Source organism: Acidovorax sp. NCPPB 3576, from assembly GCF_028473605.1.
Classification (GTDB): domain Bacteria; phylum Pseudomonadota; class Gammaproteobacteria; order Burkholderiales; family Burkholderiaceae_C; genus Paracidovorax.
Map to the genome: position 1 here is coordinate 3,637,992 of NZ_CP097267.1, position 12,647 is coordinate 3,650,638.

The following is a 12,647-nucleotide window of genomic DNA, read 5'->3' on the forward strand; positions in this document are numbered from 1 at the left end:
CTTCAACTCAACCCGCCTGCCAAGAAAGACCTGCCATGCTGGAACTGCGCCCCACCTGCGAACACTGCAATACCGCGCTGCCGCCCGACTCGACCGACGCGCGCATCTGCAGCTTCGAATGCACCTTTTGCGCCAACTGCGTGGACCACGTCCTGCGCAACGTGTGCCCCAACTGCGGCGGCGGCTTTGCCCCGCGCCCGATCCGGCCGGCGCACAACCACAAGGGCAACAATTACTTGGGGAACGACCCCGCCAGCACCACGGTGCGCCACCGCCCGGTGGACCCGGCTGCCCACGCGGCGTTCGCCGCCACCCTGCGGCAGATCCCACCCGCGCAGCGATGAGCAGCGCCGGCGCGCGCCCCATCCACGTCTTCTTCGCGCTGCTGCCCGGCAGCCTGGTGCTGGACTGGGCCGGCCCGGCCGAGGCGCTGCGCATCGCCAACCAGGTGCTGCAGGCACGGGGTGCGCCACCGGGCTTCGTGCTGCACTTCGTCAACCCGGCGCCCGAATCGGTCACCTCGGTCGGCGTCTCGCTGACAGGGCTGGCCCCGCTGCCGGCGACGCTGCCGCAGCCCGCCTGGGTGGTGCTGGTGGGCCTGCCCGGGCAGCGCATCGACGTGCAGCGCAGCGAGGCGCGCGAACTGCTGCACTGGCTGCGCGGCCTGCGGCTGGCCACGGGGCGGCTGGAACTGGTGACGGTGTGCGCCGGCGCCGTGCTGGCCGCGCACGCCGGGCTGCTGGCCGGCCGGCGCGCGACCACGCACCACCAGCACCTGGCCGAACTGGCCGAGGTGGAACCCCGCTGCGACGTGGCGGCCAACCGCGTCTTCGTGGCCGATGGCGCCCTGCACACCAGCGCGGGCGTGACCACCGGCATCGACCTGGTGCTGCACCGCATCGCCGACACCTGCGGCCCGGCCATCGCCGCCGAAGTGGCGCAGACCATGGTGGTGGCCCTGCGGCGCGGTCCGCACGACCCGGAAATGTCGCCTTTCCTGCACCACCGCAACCACCTGCACGGCGCGCTGCACCGCGTGCAGGACGCCGTTGCCCAGCAGCCCCAGGCCGACTGGAACGTGCCTGCCATGGCCGAGGTGGCGCACGCCTCGCCACGCCACCTGACCCGCCTGTTCCTGGACCATGCCGGCATCGCGCCACTGCAGTACCTGCGCCGCATCCGCCTGGCCACCGCCGAGGCCGCGCTGCGCGCCGGGCGCAATGTGACCGAGGCGGCGGAGATGGCGGGGTTCAGTTCGGACACGCAGCTGCGACGCGCATGGAAACAGTTCGGGCAGGGCGGGACACCGTCGCAGGCGGGGCCCGCGGGCGGGTGATCGGGACGGCCTGGCATGCGGGGCGGAACCGGCCAACGCCCTCCCCATCGCTCGACGCATTCCAGGTTGTTACGCCTGCATTGAGGGAGATCTGTATCTGTCCAGACGGCGCGGGCTTGCCTATTCTTGCGTTTCCCCCCAGCGCGGCGATTGAGTGCTCTTCGAAACAGGACCCAGCCCATGCCAGAAATATCCAGTCTGTTCGCCTTCGGGCTCGTCTCGCTCGGCATGGTGCTCACGCCCGGCCCCAACATGGTGTACCTCATTTCGCGCTCCATCTGCCAGGGAAAGGCGGCCGGGCTGATCTCTCTGGGCGGCGTGGCGCTGGGTTTTGTCTTTTACATGGTGTGCGCCGCTTTCGGCATCACGGCCCTGGTCATGGCGGTTCCGTATGCCTACGACGCGCTGCGGATTGCCGGTGCGGCCTATCTCTTGTATCTGGCCTGGCAAGCGGTCAAGCCGGGCGGGCGCTCACCCTTCGCGGTGCGCGACCTGCCGAAAGACAGCGCAGCCAAGCTATTCGCCATGGGCTTCGTGACCAACCTGCTCAATCCCAAGATCGCGGTGATGTATCTGTCCCTGCTACCGCAATTCATCAGTCCCGAACGTGGCAGTGTCCTTGCGCAATCCCTGGTCTTGGGCATGACCCAGATTGCCGTGAGCGTCAGTGTCAACGCCATGATCGCCTTGCTGGCTGGCTCCATCGCCGCTTTTCTCGCAGCGCATCCGACCTGGCAATGGCTGCAGCGCTGGCTGATGGGAACCGTGTTGGCCGGACTCGCCGCGCGCATGGCCCTGCAAAGCCGGACCTGATCACCCTCCGCTGGCCGCGCGCCCCCCGAGCGCGCCCCCGTTCGCCCGACTTCCCCTTTCCGCTTCGAATCACGGCGTGGGCCGTAAAGCACCCGCCATCCATCGCAGGTTCTGCACCGCCGCGCCCGCGGCCCCTTTACCCAGGTTGTCCAGCACCGCGCTCAAGACGACCTGGCCTGTGCGTTCATTGCAGGCAACGGCCAGGCTCATGTCGTTCGAGCCGTTGTGGACTTGCGGGTCCAGTTCGATCACCGGCTCGGCAGGCGACATCGGCCGAACGTGCACATGCGCCGCACCGCGGTACCGCTCCGCAAGGCATTCGTGGATGCGCAGGCCCGAAACACCCGAAGGCAACATTCGCAGATGCAACCCGATGGTGAGCACGATGCCCTGCCGGTAACTGCCATAGGCCGGCACGAAGATGGGCCGCGCCGCCAGGCGGGCGTAGGTCTCGATTTCAGGCACGTGCTTGTGTTCCAGTGCCAGTCCATAGACCTGGAGCGAATGCGCGCCCGCGCCGGCCTCGTGCGCTTGCGCTCCAGCACGGCCCATGCCCGAATAGCCGGAAACGGCATGGATGGCCAGCGGATAGTCGGCGGGCAACAGGCCCGCGTCCGTCAAGGGCCGCAGCAGGGCCACCGCAGCGGTGGGATAGCAGCCGGGGTTGGTGACCCGCGAGGCCGAGGCGATGCGTTCGCCTTGCTGCGCATCCAGCTCCGGCAGGCCATAGACCCAGCCCGGACTGGTGCGGTGGGCAGAGCTCGCGTCGATGACGCGCACCGACGGGTTCTCGATCATCGCCACCGCATCGCGCGCCGCGGCATCGGGCAGGCAAAGGATGGCAATGTCGCACGCGTTGAGAGCGGCCCTTCGGGCGGCCGCATTCTTGCGTTCGTGCGCCGGCAAGGTATGGATGCGAAATTCGCTGCCTCGCAGCCGGTTCTGCAGGTCCAGGCCAGTGGTTCCCTGATCGCCGTCGATGAAGATTTGGTGGTTCATGGGGCGCGATCGTAGGGAGACTGCGGCAATGGCTCCAGCTAAATATAAGCAACCTCGAATTAAGAAAATTTAAACTGGCGGCATGCGAGAACTGAGCCTTGACCATCTGCGCACCCTCGTCGCCATCGCCGACCTCGGCTCCCTGGCCAATGCCGCGCGCGCCCTTCACCTGGCGGCGCCCACCGTCACCGTCCAGATCGCGGAGCTGGAGTCGCGCCTGGGCGGGCAGTTGCTCGTTCGCGGGCGGGGCCCCGCGCAAGCGACCGCTTTGGGAGAACGCTTCATCGCGCGTGCGCGCAGGCTGCTGGCCGATGCAGACGACGCCGTGGAGGATGTTCGACGCCAGCTCGCCGGCCAAACCGGCCGCGTGCGCGTGGGTGCCTCGACAGGCGCCATCGCGCACCTGCTGCCGCCGGCGCTTGAACGCCTGGCGCAGCACCATCCCCGTGTCGATGTGAACGTGCAGGTGCTGACGTCCAACGAAAGCATGGCCCGGCTTGCCGCAGGAAGCCTGGACCTGGCGATCGTGGCGCTGCCGCAAATGCCCCTGCGCGGCGTCCATGTCACGCCCCTCAAGCGCGAGGCGGTGGTCGCCTTCCTGCCTGCGGCCTGGAAAGCGCCCAAACGGCTGACCCCGCAATGGCTGGCGCAAAAGCCGCTGATCATGAACGACGCCTCTACCCGTCTCTACCGGCTGACGGCGGAGTGGTTCTCCGCAGCGGGCGTCCATTGCCGGCCACGCATCGAGCTCAACTACAACGATGCGATCCGAACGCTGATCGCCGCCGGCTACGGAGCGGCGCTGTTGCCACAGGAATCGTATGAGCCGGCGCTCGATCCGCGCATTGCCGTTCGCCCGCTCCGCCCCGCTTTGTGGCGGCAACTCGGCCTCGCGGTCAGTGAGCGGGGTGCCAGCGGGCCGACACGCTTTGTGCTCGATGCTCTGCTGCCTGAAAAGGATCTGCCTGCGTGAGTTGGCTAAGGGCACTGGGCAGCGCGCTAGCCGGCGACCGGGCGAAACAGCGGGTGGCCGCCTGGCGCCAGGGCGAACTCGCCGTTGGATACTGTGCACCGCGGTCTTTCGCTTAGCCCTTCATCTGCCCTCTTCTTTCAGCCTTCGCATGGTCCATCCGTCCGTCCCGCCTGCGGCCTTTCAGCCCAGCCTCTCCGCCCCACGCCATCGCGCCGTGCTGGTAGCGGGCATCGCCATCTCCATCGCCCTGGGGCTGGCATCGCGCCGATGGCCCGGCGTACTGTTTCCCGAAGCGCTCGGCAAGTACCCCGGCGATGCGCTGTGGGCGCTGATGGTGATGTTCGGCTGGGCCTGTCTGCGGCCGCGCATGGCTGCGGGGCGGCTGGCCTTGCTGGCACTGGCGACGTCGTTCGCGGTGGAGTTTTCGCAGCTGTACCAGGCGCCATGGATCAACGCGATCCGAAGCACCACGCCGGGCCATCTGGTGTTGGGGTCTCGGTTCGGCGCGATGGATCTGGTGGCCTATGCCGTGGGGGTGGCGTTCGGCCTGGGTCTGGACGGGCTCTACGGGGCCTGGCTGCGCCGAAGGAATGGAAACCAGGCTTCGGCCGCACGCGCCAATTGAGCGGCCAGTCGGCCCTGCGCGAAGGCCCTGCCCATCTGGACGCCCGCCAAGCCTGGCTCAGTCGAAAAGCCCCGGCGTCATCGGGCTTTTGCGCGCCGCAGCGGGCTCCCGCGCGGCTTGCTCGGTCAGCAAATTTCCCACCCGCACGCCCAGCAGCCGCAGGCGCTTATCCAGTGGAACTCGCTTGAGGCACTGCCCGGCTGCCCGGCGGATGGTGGCCGCGTCCTGCGTGGGGTGGTCGATGGTGAGGTCGCGCGTGGCGATCTTGAAGTCGTCGTAGCGCAGCTTGATGCCGATGGTCTTGCCCACGTAGCCCTTGCGCTGCAGATCGCCGGCCACGCGCTCGCACAGGTCGGTGAAGATGCGGCCCAGCTCGGCACGGTCGCGCACGGCGTGCAGGTCGCGGTCGAACGTGGTCTCGCGGCTCATGGAGACGGGCTCGCTTTCGGTGACCACGGGGCGGTCGTCGCGGCCCCAGGCGGCCTCGTGAAGCCAGGCGCCGCTGGCCTTGCCGAAGTGGCGCACCAGCCACTCGCGCGGGCGCGCGGCCAGCTCGCCCACCGTGTGGATGCCATGCGACTGCAGCTTGGCGTCGGCCTTGGGGCCGATGCCGTTGATCTTGCGGCAGGCCAGCGGCCAGACCATGGCTTGCAGATCGCCCTCGTGCACGATGGAAATCCCGTTGGGCTTGTTGAACTCGCTGGCCATCTTGGCCAGGAGCTTGTTGGGTGCCACGCCGATCGAGCAAGTGAGGCCCGTGGCGTCGAGGATGCTTTTCTGGATGAGCCGCGCGAGCGACCGGCCACCGTCGCGCTGGCCGCCCGGCACGTGCGTGAAGTCGATGTACACCTCGTCCACGCCGCGGTCTTCCATGACCGGTGCAATGGACAGGATCACTTCCTTGAACATGCGCGAAAAGCGCCGGTACGAGGGAAAGTCCACCGGCAGCAGGATGGCCTGGGGGCACAGGCGCGCGGCCTTCATGAGCCCCATGGCCGAGCCCACGCCGAACTGCCGCGCGGGGTAGGTGGCGGTGGTGATGACGCCCCGCCCCACATAGTCCTTGAGCCGCGGGAAGGCCGCGACGGGAATCTCCGCCTCGCGGCCGGCGTACTCGGCCACCAGTGCTTCGTCCTGCGCCCGCCGGCCGCCGCCGATGACGGCGGGTAGCCCTTTGAGCTGCGGGTAGCGCAGCCACTCCACCGAGGCATAGAACGCGTCCATGTCCAGGTGGGCGATGCGGCGTGGCAGGGGTGCGGCGGGCTCTTCGGGGGCGGTCACGTCCGCCATTGTCCACGCGCTATCCACCAGCTGCGCGCGCCCGGCGGGATGACCCTGGCAGCGGCTGCCAGCGCCTGCCCGATGGCTGATCAGCGAACGCGCAGCGCGCCTGACTGGCCCGCCAGGCGGAACACGGCCACCGTGTCCACCAGTTGCTGCGCCTGGGCCTTGAGGCTTTCGGCCGCGGCGGCGCTTTCTTCCACCAGCGCCGCATTCTGCTGCGTGACCTGGTCCATCTGGCTGACGGCCTCGCCGACCTGGGACACGCCAGAGCTTTGCTCGGCAGTGGCGGCGCTGATCTCGCTCACGATGTCGCTCACGCGCTGGATCGACGACACGATCTCGCTCATCGTGGTGCCAGCCTCGTCCACCAGCGCGGTGCCGCGCTCGACGCGCTCCACGCTGTCGGTGATGAGGGCCTTGATCTCCTTGGCGGCGTCGGCCGAGCGTCCGGCCAGGCTGCGCACTTCGCTGGCCACCACGGCAAAGCCCCGGCCCTGCTCGCCGGCGCGGGCGGCTTCCACGGCGGCGTTCAGCGCCAGGATATTGGTCTGGAAGGCGATGGAGTCGATCACGCTGATGATGTCGGCAATGCGGCGCGAACTGTCGTTGATGCCCTTCATGGTCTGCACGACCTGGCCCACGACTTCGCCGCCGCGCACCGCCACGCCGGACGCGCTGCGCGCCAGCTGGTTGGCCTGCTGCGCGCTGTCGGCGTTGTGCTGCACTGTGGAGCCCAGCTCTTCCATCGACGCGGCGGTCTCTTCCAGCGAGCTGGCCTGCTCTTCGGTGCGCTGGCTCAGGTCGGCATTGCCCTGCGCGATCTGCACGCTGGCGTTGGCCACGCTTTCGGCGTTGCCACGCACCGAATCCACCACGGCGCTCAGGCGGTCATTCATGGTGCCGAGGGCCTGGAGCAGGCGCGCGATCTCGTCGCGGCCCTCGGTGCGCACGCTGGTGCTCAGGTCGCCCTGCGCCACCGCTTCGGCCAGTTGAACGGCCACGGCCACCGAACGCGTGGTGGCGCGGGTGACGATCCACATCACCCAGGCCGCCAGCGCGGCCAGCAGGGCCACGGCGCCCACCATCAGCAGCATGTCGCGGCGCAGCGCCTCGATCCGGTTGCCCAGCGTATCGCTCAGCACGTCGAACGACACGGCCACGAGCGCGAACTGGGTGTCGATGATGCGGGTCATCTGCGCCACCCACTGCGTGGAAGGCATCGACAAGGTGGCCGCCTGCACGATGTTGTCGTCCGCGAGCTTGAAGCCCTCTTCGGCGGCGGCCAGCGCGGCCTTGCGTGCGGCTTCCACTTGCGGCGGCAGTTTGCCGCCCGAGGCCAGTTCGAGCGTCTTGCGGGCATCGCCATAGTGCTGGCGGGCCCGGTCGGCCAGGGTTTCGATGCGCGCGCGCTCTTCGGGCGACGCATCGCCCCGTGCGAGCACCAAGGCCCCGCGCGCCCGCATCTGGCCCAGGGATTCGGTGAGGTGCGGCAGATGGGCCAGCGCGGCCCGCTGAAGAAAATAGCTGGCCGGCTCCGAATCCAGGGAGATGCCCGAGCTGTTGGCCACATCGTCGATCAACCCCAGTTCGCCGGCCACCAGGGCGGCGTGGCGGGCATTGCTTTGGGCACCGGTGATGGATTTGGCCCCGACGCCCGCGACCAGGGTGCGCCACTCGCCGGACAGCGCGTCCAGCTTGGCGGAAAGCTCCCGATCCTGCAGTACCGCAGCGGCGCCCTGCGCCCGCACGATCGCGGCTTCAACCTCGGACTGCTTGGCCTGGCGCGGCGTGTTCAAGGAGGCATCGCCGCCCAGGAAGGCCGCCGACAAACCGCGGTGCTGCTGCGTGAGCTGCACCAGCTTGAGCAGTTCCTTGGCGGGGGCGATGCCCAGGTTTTCGCGCTCCACCGTGCGCAGGGTGTTCCAGTTCAGTTGCACCAAAAGGGTGGTCGGAATGGCGAACATGAAGAATGCCAGCGCGCCGATCAGCAAGAACTTGCGCGAAATCCGGAGGTTGTTGATCCAGTGGGTCATAGGTCAATCTCACTGGCAAACGGCGTCACCAGTTGTAAAAATTAAAACACCACGGATTTGATAGAAATATCCAATTCGAGGCCGTAGGAGAACGCCTTATTTTGCCGATTGGCAGCTAAATTTAGCGATTCCATCATTTTATTGATGCGGCCGGCCGAACGCTGGAATCTGACGCATTGGGCGTACAGATACACAAAGATACCAAAAAATTTGACTTTTCACCACATCGGTGCATACGCATCGATCGCACCGCGTTGGTGCTTTTCAACGCACAGTGATGATGTCCCGGTGCATGGGGGCCAGCAGCGCCAGCAAACGGCTTTGCTGGGTGAACGCAATGCCCTGTTCGTCCATGGAATCCTGAAGCAGCTCCACCAGTACGTTGAAGTCGCGCTTTCGGATTGGTAAATCGGCATGCGCCGACTTCATGTCGGCCCCTTCGTAGCGGCACGGGCCGCCGGAGAGCACGCAGATCTGGTCTGTCAGGCTGTCCTTGAGTGCCTGGGGCTTGGTTTCCTTGAACAACGGGCCGATGCGCTCGTCCTTGAACGCCCGGTCCACCAAGCCATTCATGATGCGGGCGATGCCGGGCTTGCCGCCCAGCGCGTCGTAGAGGCCTTCCGGCGCGGCGGTGGCCGGCACCGCAACGGATGCAGCAGCACCGGGTGGCGTGGCGGCGGCGGCAGGCTGTTGCGCCGCAGCGGGCAAGGCCGTGGCGAGGGCCGCGGCCAGCGCAAGCGCCAGGGCGGCGGCACGCGGCGCACGGCAAGACAGCAACGCGGAGCGGGGGGTGGCATGGATGGGCATGGGGCCTCCTCTCGTATTTGGACCCGGCGGTTCAGTAGGCTGCCTGCACTGAAAGGTACAAGCCGTTCTGCCGGCGGTAGCCCGTCACTCCCGGCACGATGAGGCCCAGGTTGACGTAGGCCAGGGTGATCGACATGTGCTTGTTGGGCGCCCAGGCGATGAACAGGTCGCGCCAGTCGTCTTCGCGCAGCGCGGCGCCCAGGCCCGCCGAGGCGCCGATGGCCTGCAGGTTGTTGGGCTTGAAGCGGTATTCGGCACCGATCGCCAGGTCACGTCGCAGCAGATAGGCCACCGAGAATTCGGGCTGCAGGCTGCGGCGGCTGCGCCCCGGGGCCGAGCCGCCGAAGCCCAGCAGGCCGTTCTGATTGGCGTTGGTGGAGCGCAGCGTGGCGCTCAGCACCAGGTTGCGGTCCAGCAGCAGCTTGGTGGCGGTCACATAAACATCGGTGCCGCTGGTGTCGGCGCCCAGAAAATCGAGGACCCTGCCGGCCGAGGCGGGGTCGAGCCGTTTGTGCTCCACGCCGACGGCCACCTGCGGCATGGCGTTGTCGGCGTCCAGCACGGCATCGCCGAGCAGGCGAACCTTGACCCCGACGATGTCCATCTTGAGGTGCAGATCGGGCTCGACGCCGAAGGCCGCGATGCCGTTCAGCGCGACGGCGGGTGCGGCATCGAAGTTTTGGCGTGCCACCGACACCTCCACCCGCTCGTTCCAGCCCATCGCAGCGCCGTAGCTGCTGAGGCCGTAGTCCCGGGTGCGGGTGCGGGTGGTGAAGACGCTCATGCCGATTTCGCCTTCGGTGGCATTCGAGCCCACCACCGCCCAGGGGGTGAGCCCGCCGCCGGCCGAGCCCGAGATGTTGCTCACACCGCCGGTCAGCAGCAGCTTTCCGGTTTCCGCCCGCGCGGTGCCTGCAGCAGCTGCCAGCATGCAAAGTCCGGTGGTCCATGCCACCGTGGAGATCCAGTGAGTTGAGTACATGAAGGGTCCCGTCGCAAAGGAGCGCCACCTGCGCTGTAGCAGAGTGTTACTCAAATCCGCGTCAAACGAAACCCCCATTCCGCAACGCAGAATCCACGGCGCTTCCGCTACAGCATGCGTTCGATCAGCGCACCCGTGAACAGCACGGGTCCGGTCGGGCCCTTGTCACCCGGCACCCCGCCCTGCGGCTCCAGGCTGATGGCCAGCGTGGGGACGTTCTTCACCGCGCTCTCGGGCGTGGCCAGCGTGAGCAGCGCCTGTGGGCCCAGCACGCCCAGCGAGCGCGGACCGCCCCCCGGCGGCAGCGCCCACAACTGCAGGGATTTGTCGCTGCCTTCCTGAAAACCGCCCACGCGCTGCAGCACCAGTGCGTTCTTCTGGGCATCGAAGGTGACCAGCATCGAGGGCGCCGCCTTCGCATCGGCCAGCACTGCCACGTAGCGCACCTGCGGCGTCGCGGCCAGTTGCTGGCGCAGTTGGGCAATCTGCGCCCCGCTTTCCTGCTGCAGCCGCTGGTGCGTCTGCAGCCCCACGACCACCGCCGCCACGGTGGCCAGCGCGCCCAACGCCGCAGCGCCGCGCCACAGCAGCACGCTGCTCAGCCATCCGCCGGAGCCAGGGCTGACAGCGGGCGCGGTCGCGGCGCCTTGCCGCGCCGCACGCATGGCCTCGCGTTCCTTCTCGGCCTGCACGAGGTTGTGAATGCGCAGCCACACTTCGGGCGGCGGGGCATGCTCGGCCTGCAGCTCGGTCAGGCCGGACCAGCGCGATTGCCAGACCAGCGCAGCCGCCCGCACACCGGCATGCTCGCGCGCCAGGGTTTCGAAGCGGCGCCGCGCACCGCCACGCAGCGTGCCCAGGGCATAGGCCGCCGCCAGGCGGTCCACCAGTTCAGGGGATTTCAAAAGATTCATGGCAGCACCTCACGCATAGCGCGACAGGCAATCGCGCAACTGGCCCAGGCCCCGGCGGATCCAGGTCTTCACCGTGCCGAGCGGCAGCTTCAGTTGCTCGGCCAGTTCGCTGTGGCTCAGATCGCGCAAATACGCCAGGCTGACCACTTCGCGGTGGCGGTGCTCCAGGCGGCCCAGGCACTGGTGCAGCGCGGTGGCTTGCTCGCTGGCATGCGCGATGTCCGCTGGCGAAGGCTGGTCGGCCTGCAGTGTCTGCGCCATTTCGTCGTCGAACTCCTGCGTGAGCTGTGCCCGGTCGGCCGTGCGCCGGCGCAGAAAATCCAGTGCCCGGCTGCGCACGATGAGCCCCATCCAGGCCATGGGCGGGCTCAGGGTTTCGCGGTAGCTGCCGGCCACGCGCCAGATGGTGAGGTAGGCCTCTTGCAGCACGTCCTCGGCCCACTCCCGGTTGCGCAGCACACGCAGGGCCACGCCGAAGAGGCGCGACGACGTGTGGTCGTACAAACGCTTGAGGGCAGCATCGTCACGCCCCGCGACTTGGTCAATGAGGGCCATCAGTTGGGTGTCCGTGAGGGAGGTGCTCATGCACGCATTGTGTGTGAGAAAGATCGGTTTCAGTCATGCAGCGGGGTACGGTGGGTGTGGGTTGGCGGATACAAGCCCCTCACGCCGACACGGGCTCTGAATCCAATCCGCCACCATCGGCGTATGAAGAAAACCTGCGGAGCGCAGCCTTCTTTCCCCATCCACCAGGAGACAGCATGCGAGACAACCGACCCAAGGCCCTTCCCCTCGGCGACCTGCGTTCCATGAAGCGCCGCGCCACCTTCGCTGCCGGCGCGCTGCTGCTGGCGGCCGGCGCGTTCTACGCTGCCAAGAGCGCGGTCGCGCAAGAGCTGCCGGCCGCGGGCGTGGCCGCACAGGCCGTGACAGGCTGACCCAGCGCCTTTGCTTTGTAGTGGCGGCCTTGAGCCGCAATGCCCTGCGCTGCGGGCATGCCTGCAGTGCGGCGCATGAAATGGCCCGACGCACCGTTTGACGCGCCGGCCGCCCGTGCGCTCGATCAAAACGAGGGAGCATCCTTCATGGCGTTGCCGGCCCTTCCATCGCCACCTGACCGACGTTGTCCTTCGCCTGGGCCGCCCGGTTGCGCTTTTTGAGATGCGTGTCCCGCATCAGCAAATACTTGTCCAGCGCCACCTGATCCGCCAGTTCGCCGGCACCGAGATAATTCGCGCGCTGGCTGACTACCTGGATGGCGGTCATGCTGTTCTTCACAGAGACGCTGGAAATCTGGTTTTTCGGGTTGCCCAGGCCATCGACCTGGGACGCGAACACATCCCTGGCATTGGACGGCCCGAACAGCGGCATCACCAGATAAGGCCCCGTTCCCACGCCCCAGGTGTCCAGCGTCAGTCCGAAATCCTCCTTGCGGTTGGGCATGCCCCAGCCGCTGGCCACGTCCACGAAACCGAGCGCGCCCACCGTGGTGTTGGTGCCAAAGCGCGCCAGGGTCGTCATGCCTTCGCCCACCCGCCCTTGGAGCATGAGGTTGACCGACGACCACGGGTTCTGCCAATTGGAAAAGAAATTGTTCACGCCGGTCTGGGCCACGTCAGGAACCACGGTTTTGTAGGCCTTGGCGGCCGGCTGTAGAACGACCTTGTCCACGCCTTCGTTGAAGGAAAAGATCTTGCGGTTGACGGGCTCCAGCGGGTCCGGCTGCGCCAAGGAGGCGCATCCGGTGCTGAGGACCGCCAAGGCGCAGACGGCATACCGGACATTCGACATGCGGCGGTTCAAGGGTTCTGAGGGGTGCAGGCAAGAGGGCATTCGTACCTCCGTTGAAAGTGAGTGATGGGGACCTAAGGGATGGAATGC

At 67.6% G+C, this 12,647-nt stretch carries 14 protein-coding genes; 6 read left to right on the plus strand and 8 right to left on the minus strand.

Going from position 1 to position 12,647, the window contains the following annotated elements; translation table 11 throughout:
• The first annotated feature begins 35 nt into the window (after positions 1-35).
• From M5C98_RS16745 to M5C98_RS16755, 3 genes are all read left to right on the plus strand, one after another.
• On the plus strand, positions 36-344 hold the full coding sequence (locus tag M5C98_RS16745; protein WP_272548582.1) for a DUF1272 domain-containing protein: 309 nt from the start codon (positions 36-38) through the stop codon (positions 342-344).
• Entirely contained in the window at positions 341-1,336 is a 996-nt protein-coding gene (locus M5C98_RS16750; RefSeq protein ID WP_272548583.1) for a GlxA family transcriptional regulator, read from the plus strand. Before M5C98_RS16745 ends, M5C98_RS16750 begins: the two co-directional genes overlap by 4 nt.
• A gap of 180 nt (positions 1,337-1,516) precedes the next feature.
• Positions 1,517-2,149 (plus strand): LysE family translocator, encoded by a 633-nt coding sequence (locus tag M5C98_RS16755; protein ID WP_272548584.1) that lies wholly within the window; start codon positions 1,517-1,519, stop codon positions 2,147-2,149.
• 69 nt (positions 2,150-2,218) lie between these two features.
• Here M5C98_RS16755 and argC read toward each other — a convergent pair whose 3' ends face one another.
• A complete protein-coding gene (argC, locus tag M5C98_RS16760) occupies positions 2,219-3,148 on the minus strand; it encodes an N-acetyl-gamma-glutamyl-phosphate reductase (RefSeq protein WP_272548585.1) in 930 nt (309 codons plus the stop codon).
• 82 nt (positions 3,149-3,230) lie between these two features.
• On the opposite strand from argC, the gene M5C98_RS16765 reads away from it, so the two are divergent.
• Both M5C98_RS16765 and M5C98_RS16770 read left to right on the plus strand, forming a co-directional pair.
• On the plus strand, positions 3,231-4,121 hold the full coding sequence (locus M5C98_RS16765; protein ID WP_272548586.1) for a LysR family transcriptional regulator: 891 nt from the start codon (positions 3,231-3,233) through the stop codon (positions 4,119-4,121).
• Between the two features lie 148 nt (positions 4,122-4,269).
• A complete protein-coding gene (locus M5C98_RS16770) occupies positions 4,270-4,746 on the plus strand; it encodes a ribosomal maturation YjgA family protein (RefSeq protein WP_272548587.1) in 477 nt (158 codons plus the stop codon).
• Between the two features lie 57 nt (positions 4,747-4,803).
• Here the strand turns inward: M5C98_RS16770 and M5C98_RS16775 are convergent, their stop codons facing one another.
• The 6 genes from M5C98_RS16775 to M5C98_RS16800 form a co-directional block, all read right to left on the minus strand.
• Complete coding sequence (locus M5C98_RS16775) at positions 4,804-6,036, minus strand: Y-family DNA polymerase (RefSeq protein WP_272548588.1); 1,233 nt, start codon at positions 6,034-6,036, stop codon at positions 4,804-4,806.
• A gap of 80 nt (positions 6,037-6,116) precedes the next feature.
• Positions 6,117-8,063, minus strand: coding sequence for a methyl-accepting chemotaxis protein (locus tag M5C98_RS16780; protein WP_272548589.1), 1,947 nt, complete (start codon positions 8,061-8,063; stop codon positions 6,117-6,119).
• A gap of 264 nt (positions 8,064-8,327) precedes the next feature.
• Complete coding sequence (locus tag M5C98_RS16785; RefSeq protein WP_272548590.1) at positions 8,328-8,870, minus strand: group I truncated hemoglobin; 543 nt, start codon at positions 8,868-8,870, stop codon at positions 8,328-8,330.
• A 31-nt stretch (positions 8,871-8,901) separates the two neighbouring features.
• The gene (locus tag M5C98_RS16790; RefSeq protein WP_442867190.1) at positions 8,902-9,852 is read right to left on the minus strand and encodes a DUF3034 family protein; all 951 of its coding nucleotides are present in this window, start codon (positions 9,850-9,852) and stop codon (positions 8,902-8,904) included.
• Positions 9,853-9,959: 107 nt separating this feature from the next.
• Positions 9,960-10,766, minus strand: coding sequence for an anti-sigma factor (locus M5C98_RS16795; protein ID WP_272548592.1), 807 nt, complete (start codon positions 10,764-10,766; stop codon positions 9,960-9,962).
• A gap of 9 nt (positions 10,767-10,775) precedes the next feature.
• Positions 10,776-11,351, minus strand: a complete 576-nt coding sequence (locus tag M5C98_RS16800; protein ID WP_272548593.1) for an RNA polymerase sigma factor — start codon at positions 11,349-11,351, stop codon at positions 10,776-10,778.
• A gap of 176 nt (positions 11,352-11,527) precedes the next feature.
• Here M5C98_RS16800 and M5C98_RS16805 point away from each other — a divergent pair, with 176 nt between their 5' ends.
• Complete coding sequence (locus M5C98_RS16805) at positions 11,528-11,704, plus strand: hypothetical protein (protein ID WP_272548595.1); 177 nt, start codon at positions 11,528-11,530, stop codon at positions 11,702-11,704.
• 145 nt (positions 11,705-11,849) lie between these two features.
• Here M5C98_RS16805 and M5C98_RS16810 read toward each other — a convergent pair whose 3' ends face one another.
• The gene (locus M5C98_RS16810) at positions 11,850-12,497 is read right to left on the minus strand and encodes an MlaA family lipoprotein (RefSeq protein WP_272548597.1); all 648 of its coding nucleotides are present in this window, start codon (positions 12,495-12,497) and stop codon (positions 11,850-11,852) included.
• Positions 12,498-12,647: the final 150 nt, after the last annotated feature.